The sequence below is a fragment of the Segatella buccae ATCC 33574 genome, assembly GCF_000184945.1.
GTDB classification, from domain to species: Bacteria; Bacteroidota; Bacteroidia; order Bacteroidales; family Bacteroidaceae; genus Prevotella; species Prevotella buccae.
Genome location: NZ_GL586311.1, coordinates 1,622,229 through 1,640,108 on the forward strand (window position 1 = coordinate 1,622,229; position 17,880 = coordinate 1,640,108).

General features: G+C 46.1%; 18 protein-coding genes and 3 pseudogenes. 7 read left to right on the forward strand and 14 right to left on the reverse strand.

Going from position 1 to position 17,880, the window contains the following annotated elements; genetic code table 11:
• Positions 1-215 precede the first annotated feature (215 nt).
• Positions 216-524: a hypothetical protein gene (locus tag HMPREF6485_RS06145; protein ID WP_155814393.1), complete on the reverse strand. Its 309-nt coding sequence runs from the start codon at positions 522-524 to the stop codon at positions 216-218.
• 123 nt (positions 525-647) lie between these two features.
• Here HMPREF6485_RS06145 and HMPREF6485_RS06150 point away from each other — a divergent pair, with 123 nt between their 5' ends.
• The gene (locus tag HMPREF6485_RS06150) at positions 648-1,310 is read left to right on the forward strand and encodes a DUF4923 family protein (RefSeq protein ID WP_004345443.1); all 663 of its coding nucleotides are present in this window, start codon (positions 648-650) and stop codon (positions 1,308-1,310) included.
• A 521-nt stretch (positions 1,311-1,831) separates the two neighbouring features.
• Here the strand turns inward: HMPREF6485_RS06150 and HMPREF6485_RS06155 are convergent.
• The 5 genes from HMPREF6485_RS06155 to HMPREF6485_RS06175 all read right to left on the reverse strand — a co-directional run bounded on the left by HMPREF6485_RS06155 (position 1,832) and on the right by HMPREF6485_RS06175 (position 6,661).
• Entirely contained in the window at positions 1,832-2,896 is a 1,065-nt protein-coding gene (locus tag HMPREF6485_RS06155) for a relaxase/mobilization nuclease domain-containing protein (protein WP_004345446.1), read from the reverse strand.
• Positions 2,880-3,311, reverse strand: a complete 432-nt coding sequence (locus HMPREF6485_RS06160; protein ID WP_004345447.1) for a plasmid mobilization protein — start codon at positions 3,309-3,311, stop codon at positions 2,880-2,882. Before HMPREF6485_RS06160 ends, HMPREF6485_RS06155 begins: the two co-directional genes overlap by 17 nt.
• A 363-nt stretch (positions 3,312-3,674) precedes the next feature.
• Positions 3,675-4,172 (reverse strand): DUF3408 domain-containing protein, encoded by a 498-nt coding sequence (locus tag HMPREF6485_RS06165; protein WP_004345448.1) that lies wholly within the window; start codon positions 4,170-4,172, stop codon positions 3,675-3,677.
• A 5-nt stretch (positions 4,173-4,177) separates the two neighbouring features.
• Complete coding sequence (locus HMPREF6485_RS06170) at positions 4,178-5,179, reverse strand: toprim domain-containing protein (protein WP_004345449.1); 1,002 nt, start codon at positions 5,177-5,179, stop codon at positions 4,178-4,180.
• A gap of 198 nt (positions 5,180-5,377) precedes the next feature.
• Positions 5,378-6,661 (reverse strand): VapE domain-containing protein, encoded by a 1,284-nt coding sequence (locus HMPREF6485_RS06175; protein ID WP_004345450.1) that lies wholly within the window; start codon positions 6,659-6,661, stop codon positions 5,378-5,380.
• Between the two features lie 431 nt (positions 6,662-7,092).
• Here HMPREF6485_RS06175 and HMPREF6485_RS06180 point away from each other — a divergent pair, with 431 nt between their 5' ends.
• Positions 7,093-7,380 carry a helix-turn-helix domain-containing protein gene (locus HMPREF6485_RS06180; RefSeq protein ID WP_004345452.1) on the forward strand — a complete coding sequence of 96 codons (288 nt, stop codon included), beginning with the start codon at positions 7,093-7,095 and terminating at the stop codon, positions 7,378-7,380.
• 11 nt (positions 7,381-7,391) lie between these two features.
• Complete coding sequence (locus HMPREF6485_RS06185; RefSeq protein WP_004345453.1) at positions 7,392-7,706, forward strand: helix-turn-helix domain-containing protein; 315 nt, start codon at positions 7,392-7,394, stop codon at positions 7,704-7,706.
• Positions 7,707-8,264: 558 nt separating this feature from the next.
• Here the strand turns inward: HMPREF6485_RS06185 and HMPREF6485_RS06190 are convergent.
• Together HMPREF6485_RS06190 and HMPREF6485_RS14525 are read right to left on the reverse strand one after the other, a co-directional pair.
• Complete coding sequence (locus HMPREF6485_RS06190; RefSeq protein ID WP_232000470.1) at positions 8,265-8,666, reverse strand: imm11 family protein; 402 nt, start codon at positions 8,664-8,666, stop codon at positions 8,265-8,267.
• Positions 8,652-8,744: pseudogene (locus HMPREF6485_RS14525) on the reverse strand (imm11 family protein); the annotation flags it as partial. The pseudogene HMPREF6485_RS14525 and the gene HMPREF6485_RS06190, both read right to left, overlap by 15 nt.
• 132 nt (positions 8,745-8,876) lie before the next feature.
• Here HMPREF6485_RS14525 and HMPREF6485_RS06200 point away from each other — a divergent pair.
• Entirely contained in the window at positions 8,877-9,491 is a 615-nt protein-coding gene (locus tag HMPREF6485_RS06200; RefSeq protein WP_004345460.1) for a hypothetical protein, read from the forward strand.
• A 106-nt stretch (positions 9,492-9,597) separates the two neighbouring features.
• Here the strand turns inward: HMPREF6485_RS06200 and HMPREF6485_RS13535 are convergent.
• Positions 9,598-9,804 (reverse strand): annotated as a pseudogene (locus tag HMPREF6485_RS13535) (hypothetical protein); the annotation flags it as partial.
• Between the two features lie 150 nt (positions 9,805-9,954).
• Here HMPREF6485_RS13535 and HMPREF6485_RS06205 point away from each other — a divergent pair.
• The 3 genes and pseudogenes from HMPREF6485_RS06205 to HMPREF6485_RS06215 all read left to right on the forward strand — a co-directional run.
• Complete coding sequence (locus tag HMPREF6485_RS06205; protein WP_004345462.1) at positions 9,955-10,419, forward strand: flavodoxin; 465 nt, start codon at positions 9,955-9,957, stop codon at positions 10,417-10,419.
• 383 nt (positions 10,420-10,802) lie between these two features.
• Positions 10,803-11,705 (forward strand): DUF6268 family outer membrane beta-barrel protein, encoded by a 903-nt coding sequence (locus HMPREF6485_RS06210; RefSeq protein ID WP_044126300.1) that lies wholly within the window; start codon positions 10,803-10,805, stop codon positions 11,703-11,705.
• A gap of 99 nt (positions 11,706-11,804) precedes the next feature.
• Positions 11,805-12,299: pseudogene (locus tag HMPREF6485_RS06215) on the forward strand (cupin domain-containing protein); the annotation flags it as partial.
• A gap of 209 nt (positions 12,300-12,508) precedes the next feature.
• On the opposite strand, the gene HMPREF6485_RS06220 reads toward HMPREF6485_RS06215, so the two are convergent.
• The 5 genes from HMPREF6485_RS06220 to HMPREF6485_RS14160 form a co-directional block, all read right to left on the reverse strand.
• Positions 12,509-12,913 (reverse strand): hypothetical protein, encoded by a 405-nt coding sequence (locus HMPREF6485_RS06220; RefSeq protein WP_004345466.1) that lies wholly within the window; start codon positions 12,911-12,913, stop codon positions 12,509-12,511.
• Positions 12,910-14,217, reverse strand: coding sequence for a site-specific integrase (locus HMPREF6485_RS06225; protein WP_004345467.1), 1,308 nt, complete (start codon positions 14,215-14,217; stop codon positions 12,910-12,912). The genes HMPREF6485_RS06220 and HMPREF6485_RS06225 overlap by 4 nt, the downstream gene beginning before the upstream one ends.
• A gap of 52 nt (positions 14,218-14,269) precedes the next feature.
• On the reverse strand, positions 14,270-15,499 hold the full coding sequence (locus HMPREF6485_RS06230; RefSeq protein ID WP_004345468.1) for a site-specific integrase: 1,230 nt from the start codon (positions 15,497-15,499) through the stop codon (positions 14,270-14,272).
• A 591-nt stretch (positions 15,500-16,090) separates the two neighbouring features.
• The gene (gene nadB / locus HMPREF6485_RS06235; RefSeq protein WP_004345469.1) at positions 16,091-17,677 is read right to left on the reverse strand and encodes an L-aspartate oxidase; all 1,587 of its coding nucleotides are present in this window, start codon (positions 17,675-17,677) and stop codon (positions 16,091-16,093) included.
• 5 nt (positions 17,678-17,682) lie between these two features.
• A complete protein-coding gene (locus HMPREF6485_RS14160) occupies positions 17,683-17,853 on the reverse strand; it encodes a hypothetical protein (protein ID WP_169310377.1) in 171 nt (56 codons plus the stop codon).
• Positions 17,854-17,880: the final 27 nt, after the last annotated feature.

Sequence of the window (17,880 nt, forward strand, 5' to 3'; positions counted from 1 at the left end):
TCTTCTGCAAAGATAGGAAAATATCTTCATTTGACAGTAAACGCGTTGTTGTTTTTATTTCTTTTTTCGTTTTATCTACTTGCTTCCTGTCTTCTTGCCTTTCGTTACTTCATAAAGACATCGGGAGCACCCCTTGCAGGACGCTCCCGATGTGTGTATGGTGCTTAAAACAGCTGTCGGTCTCATGTTGTCAGCCCTTTCGGACGGCAACAACTTTACTTTCTCTTGCCTTTCGAAGCCAAAGCTTCACGGCGTTCTTTCAGCATTTGCCGGCAACGGCTGGCCGTCTGGTCGCCGATTTTGGCATTTACTTGAATCAAACTTTTATCCATCATGTTATCCTTACTAAATATTGGTTTGAGCTGCAAAGGTATGTTTTTCTCTCCTTTCGGCCATCTTTTCGGGCGAAAAACGGTGTCATTGCCGGTCGTTTTTTGACCTATGTCAACTCCGTTGTGGTGTAATGCGGGCTTTTTCTCCCCATCCCGCGGCCTCGCCAGAGGTCTCCAAGAAGGCAGTTTCATGTCCCCGATAGGGATTTCCTCCTGCGAAATAGGATTTTCCCCTTTTACGATTGGAAGAAAAAGCCGACCTTTGCGCACGGAAATTAAATTTTAAAGAGAACTTGCTTTAAACGAAACATCACAATGAAGAAGATAACACTGATGATTGCGGGCGCGGCCCTGCTGCTGTCTGGTTGTGGAGGAATGGGAACAATGGGAGACACTTCGTCTCAAGCCACATCGACAACTTTGTCTACGGGCAGCGTGCTCGGAGGCATATTGGGGGCCGCCACCGACGGCGAGACCATCGGCAACGTGCTCTCTTCGGTCATCGGACTGGACAAGCTGACCTCCAAACAACTCCTGGGCATTTGGCGCTACGACGGACCCGGTTGTGCTTTCACCTCGCAGAGTGCTTTGGCCAAGGCCGGTGGCGAAGTGGCTGCGACCGAAGTGGAGAAAAAACTCGAGGTGCAATACAAGAAATTAGGGTTCACTCGTTCCAACACCTATATCCAATTTGAAAGCGACGGAACCTTCGCGGCCAAACTCGACGGTAAGAGTTGGAGCGGCACCTACACCTTCGACACCGCCACCTCACAGTTGCGCCTGCAAGGACTACTGCTCAACCTCACCGGCTATGCCAAGCGCAACGGTTCGGGCATCAGCATACTTTTTGAATCGAAAAAACTACTCACGCTCATCCAAACCCTCTCGGCCATGAGCGGCAACACCACGATAGCTTCTATCGGCGAAATCAGCAAAAACTACGACGGTGTGCGTTTAGGGTTTGACATGAAGCAATAATCCAAGTAACAAAAGACGGTAATAACAAGCATGGGACGCATGAGGAGAGAGCTCCGAGTGCGTCCCTTTCCCGTGTTCGGGAAACCGTTGATGCCCCGACCGTTCCTGAGAAGCCGGCAGGAAGTGTCTCTTGATGACGAACAACCTTTACAAAAACACTTCCACGAAAACTCTCCAACCAGATTGGAACACGGGACTTGGAACCCTGCGAAAGCCCCTCCGATTTGCCATTTGGGCCCCTCGGGCTTGCGAAAGAGCCACAGTTGGAAACTAAAAGGGCCACAGTTGCAGCGCAAGATAATATCTAAAATACAACTTATTGGAAATAAAAAAGTTAGCTTGTTTGTCAAACTGAATAGGTAACGATTTGGAAACGAGCGAACTACTTGGTGTCGCTGTTTTCTGCCTAACAAAGAACGCTTGTTATTCTGTTTGCAAAGATAATACTTTGTTACCGAATAACAAGCGTTTTCAAAGAAATATTCACATATCTGCATTTTGGATTGTTGCTGTTGGAGTTGCTATAATCCTCTCCCTCGCTTCTTCTTTCTGTTAGCTTGGTTTCTGAGCTTGCGCTGCCATGCGGTCTCGGCATAGTCATCGCCATGTGTAGTTGGCGTAATCATTCCGCCTACTCCCTCCACCAAATCATCGGCTGTGCTGATGGCTGCATCTGCCATATCTCTTATAGTTTGTGCGATTTTTGGCGTTTCCTTAGTTGGTGGTGGACTGTATGAACGGCTTGGGGGTACGAGTTGATAGCCAGCATCCTTAGTATCTGTATGCTTTGACGATTTGCGTATTACTTGGTCAGATATATTCGTATCGGCTTTCTTACCTGCCTCGAAGTTCTTTTGCAAAGAACGGTAGCCAAACTCTCTGCCTACTTCCGATGCCTTGAAAGATTGTCCTCTGTATGAGAACTTCAAGCCATATACCTTGCCCTGCTTGTTTTTCATGCGTTCTATGGTTACTCCTTGCTTGTTCAACTCATAGAGGAACATGGAATGTCCCGTGATGCCTGTACCTTTGTATTTATCAAGCAGGCTATAGCATATCCCTTGCAGTTCTTTCTTTGCTTCCTCCCTTGTGGGATTGACTTTTGCCTTTTGGTGTTTTCTCTCCGCCTTGACCTCCTTTGCGATGGTCAAGCCTTTCTCCCTGCTAATGTCCTCCGCCACCCTTGCTGCCCTGTTGCTCACAAAAGTGGTATCATATACCTCACCGTACAGACTGATGCGGTTGGCGATGATGTGGATATGCCTGTTGTCTGTATCCTTGTGCGTTACTGCCACCCACTGATGGTTGTCAAGTCCCATTTTCTTGGCAAACAGATGGGCTATTTGGGCAAGTTCAGAAACTGATAGTTTCTTCTCGTCCTGTGGTGCGATGCCGATTTCAATGCGCAGGAACTTGTTCCTGCATCGGGTATTGTAGTCGCCGACTACCTTCATTTCCTCGTAAATAGCCTTTGATTCTCTGCTACAAAGGTTATGGAAGGCAAGCCGATTACCCAGCTTGCCCTCTCTGAAGATATAGTCCAATGCAGTACTTCCGTGTGCTATCGCCTTACACTTTCCTATCATATCTCGGCAGATTTAAGACCTTATATATATCGTCACCAATGCGGAAGTGAGGGTCGAAAAAACGCTTAAATGCTTCTTTGGCACATATCGAAAGGTTCTTGGTTATCGGCACCCATGACTCGTCCTTTATCCTGATGAGGTTGGAAACCTGTGCGTAGTACATTCCCGTTCGGTGGAGTACGGCAATGGCTTCCTTTTCATTGTCGGTCATCTTGGGAACGGCTACCACTTCACCATTCAAAAGAATCTCACGGCAGTACTCGGAGAACTTCCGCCCTGTGCTTTCTGCCTTTGCCTTGATGCGCTGCTTCTCCTCCAAAGTACACCTAACCTTGATGAACTCCGTCTTGTTCATCTGCTTTTCTTCATTGTCCTTCTGCTGCCATTGGGTAGCTTTTCTTCTGTATTTATTCATATAAATTTCTCCGAAAGTTAATCATTATAGATGATTCATTGCTGCTTAATTTCTGAATGATGACCGATGAGAACGGAGTGATTACGGTCTAATCTCCCCGGCTGTTTATCGAGGGGAGCAAGCGCAGTTTGTGGGTACAAACTGACGTCTTGCAATGCTACCCTAACAGACCGTTTACGCATAAGGCGTTTTGTTGCCAAAAAGTGAATGCACGGCATTCCGTGTCTGACTGCGTTCGTGGCATTCCCACCGTTCAGTATGCTTGACAAATGTCCGTTTTCATACTCCCGAAAAAGGGTTGAGGGAGAAGTGAAAATGAAAGAGATGTTCCTCCTCTTATCCCCCTCGTCCCTTTCTGTCGGTTTACAATCTTCTCCATTTCTCTATATCCTCACCATATTCCTCCAGATGAAGGCGCACGATGTTCTCCACAAAACTTGAAAGGTTGCTGCCCCTGTCGCCCAATCTGCGCACGATGAAGTCCGCCCGCTCCTGTGTCTCCCTGCTCAGATAGACCGCCTTTCGGCCTATCAATTTGGTTGGAACAAGATAGGCTTGCTTGTAGGCTTCAAGCGTTTCCTTTCTCATCTTGGCGCTGATGCGTCTTTGAACGGCTGTGTTCTCTGTGTGCTGTGATGGCACTGCATCCTGTGATGATACAACATGCTGCTCATGTTCCGAGTTCTCCGATGGAATACCCGACTGGTTTATAGGTGCTCTTTTTTCCTGCTTCCTGACCTCTTCCCATTTAGGGATAAGTATGTCTTTTTGTTCAGTTGTCTTTGAAGAAGTATCTTCTTCGTTACCACCCAGGTAATATAAGAGGTCATGCTCCTCGTCTGTTGTTTTCTTCTTTTCCATTGTCTTTATCTCATTTTATATTTAACTTGTTTTGTCTTGATAGAATTGGTTTGCGGTTGTAATGTATTCAGTGATTGTCTTTTCTGCTGTCCACGCACCCTGTGGATATGGTACTCGTTGAGGTCTTTGAACCGTCCGTAATGCACGGACATATCCTCCACCTTGAAACCTGCCCTGATGAAATCATTGGTTGCTTTCCGTCCAGCATCGTCATTGTCAAGGAAGGCACGGATATGGGTTAGGTGTCTGTCGTTCAGATAGCGGATAGCCCTTGCAACGTTGCTTACGGAGTTCAGCACAAGACAGGCACTCGTTACTTCTTCTTTCATTGAAAGGAAAGAAAGGAAGTCCATGAAGCCCTCGAACACACAGACCGGTTGTATTTTGTCAGTCACCTTATTTCTCGACCTATCCATGAATATAGGGGTAATGTCCTTCGGGGCAATCGTTCCCTTGAACGAGCCGCTGTCCCGAAGCTCATAGCCACCCGACTGATTGGCGAAGCCGATGGCTTGATAATGCTGCCCCCTTACCTCATAGCTGATACATTTGAGGAATGGCTTTGCCTTTGCCAAATCAATGTAGCGTTCTTTCATGAGGTAGTCCTGCAAATGTGGCGGCAAGGTGTCTGATATGCCTGTCAGTCTCCTTGTCCCGTTTGCCGATGTAGCCTGTCCAATACTTTCCTGATTGGAAGTGCCATGTACACATACCATACGAGGACTGCACGTTGTATCGGGAGCGTTCCGCCCCAAAAGGCGGATGGCTTCCGACAGGCTGCATCGCTCCATGCGCATACAGAGGTCGATGATGCTTCCGCCACGTCCCTCGGCATAATCTATCCAGAGGTTCTTCTCCGTGTCCACCTTGAAGCTCGGATGCGTTTCCTCCCTAAGCGGTGAGCGATAAAGGGCATAGGCTGGTGTCCTGCGTACAGGCTTGATGCCTTTCCTTTCAAGATACTCCACGATGGGGTATCGCTTGATGAGTGATAAATCTTCTTTCATTATTGCGATATTTATTGGTTGAACATTTCTTTCTTATCTCAAAATATTCTGTTCGACAGGACTCTACTTCCTTGATTATCTTTTCCAAAGTTTTTCCCTTCCAAACTTTTTTATCTTTCTTCTTACTACATACTAATATGTTGTAAGTTATTGATAATCAGTGATAATTTGTAGTGCACAGCAATACTACACGCCCTACTACATCAGGCTACTACAACTACCAAGCAGGGGACAGGGTAGTATCTTCCTTACTTTGTACACATAGATGGGACTGCCACCGTCACGCCTCCTGCTCACTTTCTCAAAGCCTGTCCTTTTCAAGGCTTCGCCCATGTGTTTTAAGGACAATGGATGATGTGTATAGGTACCTAAGTAGGTAAGTATCTCCGTTGTGGTCATATAGGAGCAGTGGGGACTATCCTCCGCAGGCTTCTCAAAGCAACGTAGCAGGAGTTCCATTTCTGCGGTCTGCACCTGAAATTCCTCGCTCTCTTTGTATAACTCCACTATCTCATCATCGTCAAACCAATATCGGAAGCCTGAGTTTAGCAGGACTTTGGCTTCGGTATAGACGGCATCCATAGAAATAGCCTTTGCTCGTTCTATATCAATGGATAGCACCTCAAAGGGCAGGAATCGTCGGCTGCCCGTGGGATCAGTCAGGAAATCGTTGCCGTTCACCGAAGCCACGAAGCTCGCCAGGTGTGGATGTTCCTCCACATACTTGTCGTAGGGCATACGGTATTTGACCATCGGGCAGGTGATAAGGTTCTTCAGTTCATTCTCGTCCCGCTTGTTGAGGGCTTTGAGCTGGTCGTCAATGTTTACGATGAGGTTCTGCCCGATATAGGTGAGCGTGTCCTTCTCCTGAGGATATATCTTACCCGTGTAACTGTAACCGTGAAGGGCAGAAGGACAGAGCAGGTCAAGGAACGTTGTCTTGAACTTTCCCTGTTCTCCTGTCAGTACAAGGCAGGTGTGGTTACGACACTCTCGGTCGTCCATGGTGTTGGCAACCACTGCCACGAGCCACTTGGTGAGGTACGGCAGCCATTTTTCAGCGTTGCGGACGGTAACACACGAAGCGAGATTGGCGATTGCGCCTTGACCTATCTCTATCTTGCGCAGTACTTCCGAAGCATCAACCGTTGGCAAAGCCTTGAAGTATTCCTGTATGGGATTGATGCGTGGTGAAAAGCTGCTTTCAATGATGGAATAGAGGTTGTCGGACGATGTAACGATACCCACGTCGAAGTCAAGTTTCCTACGGAGAGAGTTGATTTCATAGCGACCTACTTTTGTGAAACGACTGCCTGCATCTTTATAGCTACGGTATTCTGTTCTGCCCAGCACGGTGTTGTACCTGAACGCATAGTGCGTCCGGAGATAGGTTTCTATCTCGCTGTTCTTGGAGGTGTTTCCCCTGCGTTCGGTAGAATTGCCAGTTGTTTTCATTCTGCTTTTATCTGCTTCATTTTTCATTGTTTATCCGTTTTGGTTTCCTAGAATGAAGTTACGGCGAGAATGTCAATGTTCCAAGCATTCGGAGAGTGCTTGCATAATGTTGCGCTCATTGGCAATAGATTTCTTACGGAATTCTTTCAGGAAACAGCAGGAAAATAAGGATTTAAGCCAAGAACAAGCGCACAAGTGTAGAAAAGTAATAGGAAATGTCTGTACCTGTTTGCTTCAATCAGCACTGTATTGCTTTGACTAAAACAAACGTAGAAAAAAGGAAGATAAGGACCGGAAGAAGAGTAAGAAAGATAACCTCATTTCCTTCTGTTTCCCTATTCTTCCCTGCTGTTCCTTGCCGCTTTGTGGAATGGAAAGAAGCGCATACTTTTGCACGCAGAAACATGCGATGGAAAGCAAATCGCAAAAGGAAAATATAAACAAAACAATATAACGCTATGGGATATTTTATCATTACCGACAAGCAATGGGCAATGCTGAGGGACGAAATTGTCGTTCTTGCCCAGACCTGCCACAAGGCATTTGGAGAATCGAGTAAGCACACTGATTGGCTGCACAACGGAGATGTGTGTCGGTTACTCAACATCAGCAAGCGCACCTTGCAGCATTACCGTGATACGGGCATGCTTCCGTTTACACAAATCGGACACAAGTGCTATTACAAGCGTGAAGACGTGGAACGGTTGTTACAGATAAAGTCAGAGAAAACCAAGAACAACAAATAAACAATGAAAAGATGGAAACAGTTAGAGATTTAAGCATGGATGCGGACGAGATGCAGGTGGTGCTGTCCGCTATCCACAGTGTGAACAGGAGAATTAAGGAAGTGGCACAGACGCACAAGCCTCTATTTGGCGGTGAGCATTTCCTAACGGGAAAGGAGGTGTGCGAGCGGCTGTATATAAGCCCTCGCACCTTGCAAGACTATCGAGACAGAAAGATTATTCCCTACACGCAGTTTGCAGGAAAGATTCTCTACAAGGCTTCGGACTTGGAGAGATTACTGGAGGATTGTTATAGGACCTCAATTCCGCAGCATTATTCCTTGTGAGGTACTTTTATATATTGAAGTGACATTTTTGGGATTTATCCATTGATATGGGGATTTTCTGGGGTTCATGGTTCTTGCATAGTCATGAAATCCCCCACCCAAACCAATGGGGAAGTATGAAAAGCCACAAAGAAATGATGTAAATTCCACCGAAAGAAGTGATATTCTCGTTTTTAATTGCTACCTTTGTCATGTCAGTTTTTTGCTTACTTGTTATGTTTGCAGCACCAAGATAGGTGAAATTTCTGACTATATCCAAGTGTTTTGAGAACTTTGTTTCTCAGAAACTTAGAGTTCTTACAAGAATTTATGCTGCGGAATTAAGGTTATAAATCACACAAAATATAATTATAAATAAAAAATTTATAATAACAAATTTATTTTTTATTATTATAAATTTTCTCTTGCTTATTTCAACCCAAACTGAGGGGGGAACAGGATATAACATTTGATTGTAAATTTATCCAGAATTACGTTTAAGATAGGGGTGTTTATCATTCTTTATTTCTCGCATCCCCTAAGTTTTCTATCTTTACAATCTTTTGAGTAACAACTTTATTAAATCTTTTCGTAAATGGTTCTTTCTTTTGGTGTTATGTCTATACTGTTGCTAAACTGTAGTCCTTTTAAACCTGCTTCGAACAACGCTTTCTTTATCTTTTCATTTACAACAATGCTTCTGTGCATCTCTTCGCAACGTACAATGTCTGCATTATCATCGTTAAAGATATTTTCTCTAAGTTTCATGTAATAAAACATATATTCTGGGTTGTTTCGATCGAAATTCATCAGACGAAATTCACTATTTTCCAAATCAACACATTTCATGCGGTGTGGCAAATTCATAGCGTAAAATCCTTCGACCTTTTCTTTGCCACAGAATAAGTCCACATCAAAAAACTGTATGTCTTTCCGAAGATATCTGTCTGTTGCCTGCCATCTTTGTCTTTCAAAGCCCAACTTTGAGAAAACGTCCATAATATGAAAAACTCCATCGAAAGAAATGATATTCTCGTTTTTAATTGCTACCTTTGTCATGTCAGTTTTTTGCTTACTTGTTATGTTTGCAGCACCAAGATAGGTGAAATTTCTGACATATCCAAGTGTTTTGAGAACTTTGTTTCTCAGACACTTGGAGTTCTCACAAGAATTTATACTGCGGAATTAAGGATGAAAGTGTTTTTACTTCTTTTATTATTATATTTTCCTCTTAACAGTAAAGTAGCGGAAGATCATCAGGTGGATGTTACCTTATCGTATGAATCTGGGTATATTTCCAAGAGTCTATATATAAATGGAAAGAAAGAAGCTGTCTATAAAAGCAAGAAAAAGAAACCTATAAGGCTCTCAAAAGTCGAGAAAGATATGCAAAATATCTTTTTCGAACAATTAAAATACTTGGAATCGTGGGGGGTGATTATAAAATATCCAGAGGTTATTTTCGAAGACCTTTGTATTATCTCTGATATATTATCCAATTATGATAAGTCGGAAATTCAATCTTTTATTCAAACAAAAGGCGATTGTAAAACAATTAATATATTAAAAATCAACAAATATTACACATATATTAATGCAAGAGTCGATTATGTTTTAACGCTCACAATAGTTATAGAAAAAGGTTTACTTAAAGAGTTCCGATATGAATACATGCCAGATTTTTCTGACGAGACCGTTATTTACAGATGTCAGTACAAATATGATAATTATGGTAGAATTATATATATAACAACTTTGGGGAAAGAAAAAAATGAGATTAGAATAACATATGCGAGTTTAAGATAATCCTTAATTCCGCAGCATTTTTTCTTGTGAGAAAATTTTATATGTTGAGATGTCTTTTTGGGGCTCTATATGTTGATATGAGGTGCTTCGGTGTTTCTTGGGTCTTTTCTAAGCATAAAAGACCCAAACCAATGGGGAAGTATGAAAAACCACAAAAAATACTTCCATAACAGAATGCTTTGCCGCTACTTCCACGTTTACCCAATACAGATTCGGTAAGTTTTTCAAAGCTCAACTTTGAGAAAACATCCATAATATGATAAATTCCACCGAAAGAAGTGATATTCTCGTTTTTAGTTGCTACCTTTGTCATGTCAGATTTTTGCTTACTTGTTATGTTTGCAGCACCAAGATAGGTGAAATCTCTGACATATCCAAGTATTTTGAGAACTTTGTTTCTCAGGCACTTGGAGTTCTCACAAGAATTTATGCTGCGGAATTAAGGTTATAAATAAATATAGAAGTGAATACACCTCCCCTAATCGCTTATTATTCATACTCCGGAATAACAAAGGCACTGGCAGAAGACATTGCCTTGATTACCGATGGAGAGCTATTGGAGCTTATTCCACAGAAGCCATATTCTTTTTCCTACAATACTGCGGTGAAAGAAATCAGACAGGAGATAGAACGAGAATATTGCCCTCCTTTATCTAACTGTTTCGATAGCGTTGCAGTCTACGATACCATCTTCATCGGTTCACCTAACTGGCTAAAAACCTTTGCGCCGCCTATACGCTCTTTCTTGAGAAGTGTAGATCTGACCGGAAAAACAATAATCCCTTTCTGTACACATGGAGGAGGAGGATTCGGACATATGGTAGAAGACCTTCAACACGAGTGTAGCAACTGCCTGCTAAAAGAAGGTATTGCCCTAAAAGGCAACTATGATTTTGAAGAAGTGCAGAAATGGATTATAAGTCTTTAAACAAAACTCGGCATATGCTTCCTCAATTCCGCAGCATTATTCCTTGTGAGGTACTTTTATATATTGAAGTGACATTTTTGGGATTTATCCATTGATATGGGGATTTTCTGGGGTTCTTGGTTCTTGCATAATCATGAAATCCCCCACCCAAACCAATGGGGAAGTATGAAAAGCCACAAAGAAATGATGTAAATTCCACCGAAAGAAGTGATATTCTCGTTTTTAATTGCTACCTTTGTCATGTCAGATTTTTGCTTACTTGTTATGTTTGCAGCACCAAGATAGGTGAAATTTCTGACATATCCAAGTGTTTTGAGGACTTTGTTTCTCAGGCACTTGGAGTTCTCACAAAAATTTATGCTGCGGAATTAAGGAATACCAAGATGAAAAAAATATTGCTTTTAGAATTAATGATGGCTGCCTGCACGGGCTTAAATGCCCAAATCATGTTCAAAACCGAATATTTCGGAGAATCGGATTATCGAATGACAGAAGGCGATACGGACAGGAAAGTGGGAAACAGCAAAGGTTCGGCGGTTGTTTATCAGGGCGGTGTCAATATTCCGCTGTCGATGAAACTCGATGAAAACAAACGCCCTACCATGTGGGCACTCAGTGTGGGAGGAGCATATGTAAGGCTCGATAACAAAGGTTTCACGGAGCCTTTGGTCATCGACGAGATAATGAACCTCGGCCTGAGCCTGAATCATTTAAGGCCTTTGAATGACAGATGGTCGATGCTCGCCACCGTCGGAGGCGGCATTTATATGCCGAGCACTAAGCTTTCCAAAATCAGGTTCAAGAACGTTTTGGGCAGTGTGGGAGTGGTTTTCATCTATCATCTGAAACCGAATCTTGAATTGGGCGGGGGGATTGTTTTGAATAACTCCTTCGGCTATCCGATGCTGTTCCCCGCCTTTTACCTGAACTGGGCGACGGCTGGAAAATATACCGTAAAAATCTCGATGATGGACGGTGTGGAAATGTCGGCGGGATATAATGCGAACAGGCATTTAAGTCTGAACATCGTGGCGGAAATGAAGGGACAAATGGCGCTGATGGTGCAGGACGGAAAAGACAAAATCTTCTCCCACCAATACATTATCGCTGGCTTCCGCCCCGAAATAAAACTCGGCAAACGCATCTCTATTCCCCTCACGGCCGGCATTCATGTCATACGCCCTGCGGAAATCACTGACAGGAGCTTAAAGAGTATGTTTCGGGACAGGTCATGCTATTTCCAAGTATCTCCTTATGCTTCTGCCGGTTTGAATATCGAATTTTAGCCGATGATAAGAAGTTGCCTTTCTATGCAATTATATCTGTGTGCTAGCGATTGAAGCGTGTCCCATCATCTTGGCGATACTCTCAATAGGAATTCCCGCACTCACGCCGCTTTCTATGTAGGCTGGCCTAAGGCATGGGCGGTGTTCAACATGGCCAAGGAGGTGTGGACTTCAGACATACAGACCAAAGAAGAATTTCAGGCAAGCACACCCTATCCCATTGGCGAGCCTAACACGGGCTATGCCAAATACTTCATAGGGCTGAGTTATCTCGCTCCGATGGAGGCTGACAAGGGGGGCGTGGTAAATGTAACGTTTGAACCCCGTTGCCGCAACAACTGGCACATTCATCACAAAGCCGTTCAGGTGCTCATCTGCGTTGCCGGCCGTGGCTGGTACCAAGAGTGGGGCAAGACACCTGTAGAGCTTTGCCCCGGTGTTGTCATTGCCATCCCTGCCGAAACCAAACACTGGCACGGAGCCGCCAGAGACAGTTGGATGCAGCACCTGACTTACAATACTCACGTTGAGGATAGCTCATCGAACGAATGGTTGGAACCTGTCACTGATGACATCTACGACAAACTCAAATAAGGCATTGCTTTCCCTATAGAAAGTTCATTTCGCGAGTTATTAGCCTACAATCATGCATTTTGAACTGACTAATGTAGAATGTCGTCAAGAAGTAGTGATTTCTATCCGCCGCCTCTGACTACATCCTAATCCTTTCTCTTTCACCGTATTACCCCTTATTGTAGTAATGTAGTAGGATAATATCGGTGAAAGAAAAAGATAGGAATAAATCAATGGTGTGTACCTCCAGACAGGAATATCGGTGTTATGGAAGTTGCGGGTTGCTGTACCTTATGGCAGACATACTTTCTGAACAAATGAGCTTCCATGCTGTCCAGCAGAAAGGCGAGGGCGATGATTGCCGGGAGCGGATAAAGCGGTGCATAACCTGTCAATTCATTATCTCTGACCATTGCCTTCTCACCTGCACACATTTCATCAAGGTGCAGGTTGGAAGATTTCTGTATCACTTGTAGCTTGCCGTTAAGTTTCTTCCATGTCACACCGAAAAACCTCGCAAGTTCTCCCTCCGTCATGGCTATCTCGCTGCCTCCCTTGCGGATTACCTGCATATTGCCGCTCCAATCAAGGCGACTACGCTCCATGCCAGTCTTTGGTCTGTTTGTTGTATTCATGCCGTTTCCTCCTTCTTATATGCTAATATGTTCAAGGGTTCATTTCCCACCAGCTCTTTGTTTTTCTTTTCCTTTGAGGAAAGTTTGGCGATGAGCCTGTCCATGTCTTCCGAAATCTTGCAGTCCGTCACCTGTGCATAAATCTGCGTGCTTGATATGGAAGCATGCCCCATCATCTTGGCTATGCTTTCGATGGGTATTCCTGCACTAAGGCTCATCGTGCCGAAAGTGTGTCGTGCCATGTGGAAGGAAAGCCTTTGGCTGATACCGCAAGCCTTGCCCACAATGCATAGTTTGGCACTCATCACACTACGGGTGCAGTCAGGGTGAAAGACAAAGTCCCCGTCTTTTTCTTTCATCGTCTGCTCGTCCTGTCCTGTTGTTAAGTCGTTGTGATTTGCTTTCCTGCAATGGCTGATGATAGTTTCCGCTATTGGGTGCAGCGGTACGACAAACTCCACCTTGGTCTTCTGTCGCTCCTTGCGGATATACTTCTGTCCGTCCGCTGCGGTTTGGATATGCTTGTATTGCAGGGTTTCCATATCCGCAATAGCCAGTCCCGTGAAACAGGAGAAAATGAACATCAGCCTTGCCTGTTCCGCCTCGCTGTCATTCATCCTCATAGCCATGAGCCTTGCCACGTCGTATTTTTGTAAGTATCGTATATTCTTATCCTCTTTCTCATACTTGGCATTCTCAAAGGGATTACAGCGTATGATGTTCTGACTGACCGCACGGTACATCAGCCGACTCAGCCAGCAGAGATAGTTGTTGATGGTCGTTCCTTTCAGTCCACGCTTTTTGAGGTAGAAACGGTATTCCTCAAACAAGTCCTCCGTGATTGCCCCAATAAGGATGTCCTGCACTCCTTTGTCTTTGACAAACTCATGGAGATTCCTGTCTGCATGAGATAGGTTCAGGTACGTTCCCTCTGTCCTTGACCTGCCTACGCTCTCCCTGACCATTTGCAGTTCCGCCCTGCTCATGGCAAGGAGGGTTGTCGGATGGGTGGCTATGTCCTGCAAGCGGTTCTTGATGAGTTCCACGCTTACCACTCCGTCCCTTACGAGAATATCCCGATAGGTCTTTTCCACAAGTTCCCTGAACTCATGGAGCCTTTGGTTGGTCTTTCTATCGGTTGTCAAGCCCTGCCTGGCATTCCACTCGGAGGGATTGCATTCCTCGCCTGTGGTAATGGCGGTACTCTTCCCGTCTATGGTGATACGGCAGAGGATGACTGTCCGTCCGTCTGCCTTTGTCTTCTGTCTGTTGATATAGAACAGTATCTTGAATGTACTTCTCATTGTCTTGATGTTTTGAAAGAAAGGATAATAAATAAAATAATTGTGATAAGGATTAGATAGCCAGCTGCATGTCTTCGGTGAAAGAAAGGAAACGTTCAAATTCCTCAAAGAGTTTCTGGGGTGTTACCTTTGCGTAGCGTTCCGTCATGCTTATGTTGGAATGTCCCAGCATCTTGCTCACCGTCTCTATGGGTACTCCCTGTTCAAGCGTGATGAGCGTGGCAAAGGTGTGTCTTGCGGTATGCGTGGTAAAGGGAAAGGATATGCCTGCACGCAGCCTAAGGGCTTTCAGGCAACTCTGATAGTTCTTGTACTTGATGAAAGGAAGCAGCGTTTCCCTTTCATCGCTGTGAAACCTCTCTATCAGCCGTATGGCTTCGGGCAGTAGCTTGACGCGACAGAGAACTCCTGTCTTCTGACGGTTGAACTTCAGCCAGAGGCTGCCCTCGTCATCACGGACAAGATGGGACTTGCTCAGTTCCATCAGGTCGCAATAGGCTGCACCGACATAACAGGCAAAAAGGAAAATGTCCCTTGCCGTTTCCATTTCCTCCTCCAAGTCCTCGAAGCGGAGGACCTTCAACTTGTCCAAAGCTTCCCTGTCAAGAGCTTTTGGCAGTTTGTTGTCTCCCTTTGATATTTTCGCCTTGTCAAAAAGGAGCGTGTCTGCCAACCCCTCACGGTATGCCAGCCTGCATACCGTTTTCAAGAAGGTGGCGGCATTATAGAACGTACATTCCTGAAAGCCACACTCACCCACAAAGTACTGTCTGAAATCGTAGATAAACTGCTCCGTGAGTTGTGAGAAAGCCAAGTCCGATACCTTGTACTTCCTTTGTATAAATCTCTGCAAATGGATTCGGGTGGAATGGTAGCCGTGTATGGCTCCTTCCTTGATGTCTATGCCAACATGACTTTTCTTCTCCTTGATGAGCATGTCCAGCCTTTCAGTGAGCATGCAGCGTGCCTGTACGCTGCCTTGAAACAGCCCCTTCACATCGGTTGCGTCAAATGGGCAACCTTTGGATAGCAGAGACTGATAGGCAACCTGAATGGAAACAAGCAAGTTCTCCAGCCTGCCGTTCACCTCCACCGCCTCATGGCTCTTGCCGTCCATTCTACTTTCACGGGGATTCCACAAATCGGGGTTACAGGACAGCTTGCAGCTGAACTGCGCAATGGAACGACCGATAGTAATGCGCCCCATAATCGGAGCCTTACCCGACTTGTCCAGACCGCTCTTTTTGAGGTAGAGCAGCACCTTCATTTTCTCTGTTTTCATACGCCTTAATTTTTATGGGCAAAGTTACCCGAATTAAAGCGTTCTTCACTTATGCAGAAAACTGCCGACCGAAGCAACAGCCACACGGGGCGAAAATAATTCAGTTACCTGACATTGTCCCGTCGTTACCTATGGCAAAATAGGGTAACGGTTTAGTAACTGAACTTTTGCCTGAATCTGCATATTGCTGCCCTTTGCGAACAGGGCAATTTTATGCAAATCGTTCCGTTTCGTGCTCATTGTCAGTCAGTTTGCACCAACTTCGATTTTTCTTCATTTTCAAGGATTAGTTGCAGCGCAACTGTGGCCCTTTTGCAAGCCCGTTTGGCCCATTTTCGGCCCATATTTGGGCCTCAAGAGGTGTTGATAAAATTCAAATGCCTGATTTCCAGTGATTTAGAAACTTCGTCAAAACTCGCGTATTTGCCCCCGACCGATCGCTCCACGAAAATATCGCAAGCAGGGAGGCCGAAAATCAGTAATTGGTTTGACAAAACGATAGAGCCCGGACAGCCAGGCAAGGATATGGAATGCCCCCGTCGCGCTTGTCAGCTTCAATGTCGTCAGCCATCCGCAGCGGATGGCTGACACTCACTGCCCATAGGCGTGTACGGGATAGTCGGTCGTGAAATGCAGGCCGCGGCACTCCTTGCGCTCGATGGCCCAACGGGTGATGAGGTAGCCCACGTTGATCATGTTGCGCAGTTCGCAGATGTCCCGGCTGGCCTTCACGTGCTTGAACAGAGCCTCCGTCTCCTCGTAGAGCAGGTCGAGGCGCGTCCACGCCCGTTTCAGCCGCAAGTCAGAACGCACGATGCCCACATAGTTGGACATGATTTCGCCCACCTCCTTCACGCTCTGCGTGATGAGTATTTTCTCCTCGTTGGTGAGTGTGCCCTCGTCGTTCCATTCGGGCACATTGGTGTTGAACGCATAGTCGTCCACATGAGCCAGACTGTGTTTGGCAGCCGTGTCGGCATAGACCACCGCCTCGATGAGCGAGTTGCTGGCCAGTCGGTTGCCGCCGTGCAGGCCCGTGCAGGCACATTCACCGATGGCATAGAGGCGGTTGATGCTCGACCGCCCGTCGAGATCCACCTTGATTCCGCCGCACATATAGTGGGCCGCCGGGCGCACGGGGATATATTCCTTGGTGATGTCGATGCCGATGCTGAGGCACTTGTGATAGATGTTGGGAAAGTGTCGCTTGGTCTCTTCCGCGTCTTTGTGGGTCACGTCGAGGCACACATGGTCGATTCCGTGCATCTTCATCTCCTTGTCGATGGCCCGTGCCACGATGTCGCGCGGGGCCAGCGAGAGCCGCTTGTCATATTTCTCCATGAACGACTCGCCCGTGGGCAGTCGCAAAATGCCGCCATAGCCACGCATGGCTTCGGTGATGAGGAAGGCCGGATGGGTTTCGCCCTGATGGAAGAGAGCCGTGGGGTGGAACTGCACAAACTCCATGTCGGCCACGGTGCCCTTGGCCCGGTAGACCATCGCCTCGCCGTCGCCTGTGGCCACGACAGGATTGGTGGTGGTCTGGTAGACGGCACCGCATCCGCCCGTACACATCACCGTCACCTTGCTCAGATACGTGTCCACCTTCTGCGTGTCGGGATTGAGCACATAGGCCCCGTAGCACTCGATGTTACGGGTGCGGCGGGTCACTTCCTGCCCCAAGTGGTGCTGCGTGATGATTTCCACGGCGAAGTGGTTTTCCTTGATGTCTATATCGGGATTGGCGCGCACGGCAGCCATCAGTCCGCGCTGGATTTCGGCCCCGGTGTCGTCGGCATGGTGCAGAATGCGGAACTCGGAATGTCCGCCCTCGCGGTGAAGGTCGAACCGTCCGTCTTGCTTCTTGTCGAAGTTCACCCCCCACTGCACGAGTTCTTTGATCTGTTCCGGTGCTTTCCTCACCACCTGCTCCACGGCCTTCCGGTCGCTCACGAAGTCGCCGGCAATCATGGTGTCCTCGATGTGCTTGTCGAAGTCGTCCACTTCCATGTCTGTCACCGATGCTATGCCACCTTGGGCAAACGCCGTGTTGGCCTCTTCAAGCCCCGTTTTGCAGATCATGCAGATTCTTCCCTTGTGCGCTCTGGCTATTTTCAGGGCGTAGCTCATGCCGGCCACTCCCGAGCCGATAATCAAAAAGTCGTATTTGTAAACCATAATTTTTAGTGCGTTGAGCGGTGGCGTTGAGCGGGATGGGCCGGCGCTATCGCTTGCTTTTGGTTGCAAAAGTACGAAAAAGAAAACATAAATACATCGGATGCGTATTTTTTTTGTAATTTTGCAGTCGATTGTTGATAAAATGATTGTTTGCCGGCTTCTCCAATTTTCTTCATCCCCTTGGAGCAGGGCCTGCGAAACTT

What these genes read in the sequence shown, in the direction of transcription:
- HMPREF6485_RS06145 (WP_155814393.1), bottom strand. Translation starts at nt 524, where the DNA reads ATGAAACTGCCTTCTTGGAGACCTCTGGCGAGGCCGCGGGATGGGGAG.
- HMPREF6485_RS06150 (WP_004345443.1), top strand. Translation starts at nt 648, where the DNA reads ATGAAGAAGATAACACTGATGATTGCGGGCGCGGCCCTGCTGCTGTCT.
- HMPREF6485_RS06155 (WP_004345446.1), bottom strand. Translation starts at nt 2,896, where the DNA reads ATGATAGGAAAGTGTAAGGCGATAGCACACGGAAGTACTGCATTGGAC.
- HMPREF6485_RS06160 (WP_004345447.1), bottom strand. Translation starts at nt 3,311, where the DNA reads ATGAATAAATACAGAAGAAAAGCTACCCAATGGCAGCAGAAGGACAAT.
- HMPREF6485_RS06165 (WP_004345448.1), bottom strand. Translation starts at nt 4,172, where the DNA reads ATGGAAAAGAAGAAAACAACAGACGAGGAGCATGACCTCTTATATTAC.
- HMPREF6485_RS06170 (WP_004345449.1), bottom strand. Translation starts at nt 5,179, where the DNA reads ATGAAAGAAGATTTATCACTCATCAAGCGATACCCCATCGTGGAGTAT.
- HMPREF6485_RS06175 (WP_004345450.1), bottom strand. Translation starts at nt 6,661, where the DNA reads ATGAAAAATGAAGCAGATAAAAGCAGAATGAAAACAACTGGCAATTCT.
- HMPREF6485_RS06180 (WP_004345452.1), top strand. Translation starts at nt 7,093, where the DNA reads ATGGGATATTTTATCATTACCGACAAGCAATGGGCAATGCTGAGGGAC.
- HMPREF6485_RS06185 (WP_004345453.1), top strand. Translation starts at nt 7,392, where the DNA reads ATGGAAACAGTTAGAGATTTAAGCATGGATGCGGACGAGATGCAGGTG.
- HMPREF6485_RS06200 (WP_004345460.1), top strand. Translation starts at nt 8,877, where the DNA reads ATGAAAGTGTTTTTACTTCTTTTATTATTATATTTTCCTCTTAACAGT.
- HMPREF6485_RS06210 (WP_044126300.1), top strand. Translation starts at nt 10,803, where the DNA reads ATGAAAAAAATATTGCTTTTAGAATTAATGATGGCTGCCTGCACGGGC.
- HMPREF6485_RS06220 (WP_004345466.1), bottom strand. Translation starts at nt 12,913, where the DNA reads ATGAATACAACAAACAGACCAAAGACTGGCATGGAGCGTAGTCGCCTT.
- HMPREF6485_RS06225 (WP_004345467.1), bottom strand. Translation starts at nt 14,217, where the DNA reads ATGAGAAGTACATTCAAGATACTGTTCTATATCAACAGACAGAAGACA.
- HMPREF6485_RS06230 (WP_004345468.1), bottom strand. Translation starts at nt 15,499, where the DNA reads ATGAAAACAGAGAAAATGAAGGTGCTGCTCTACCTCAAAAAGAGCGGT.
- nadB (WP_004345469.1), bottom strand. Translation starts at nt 17,677, where the DNA reads ATGGTTTACAAATACGACTTTTTGATTATCGGCTCGGGAGTGGCCGGC.
- HMPREF6485_RS14160 (WP_169310377.1), bottom strand. Translation starts at nt 17,853, where the DNA reads ATGAAGAAAATTGGAGAAGCCGGCAAACAATCATTTTATCAACAATCG.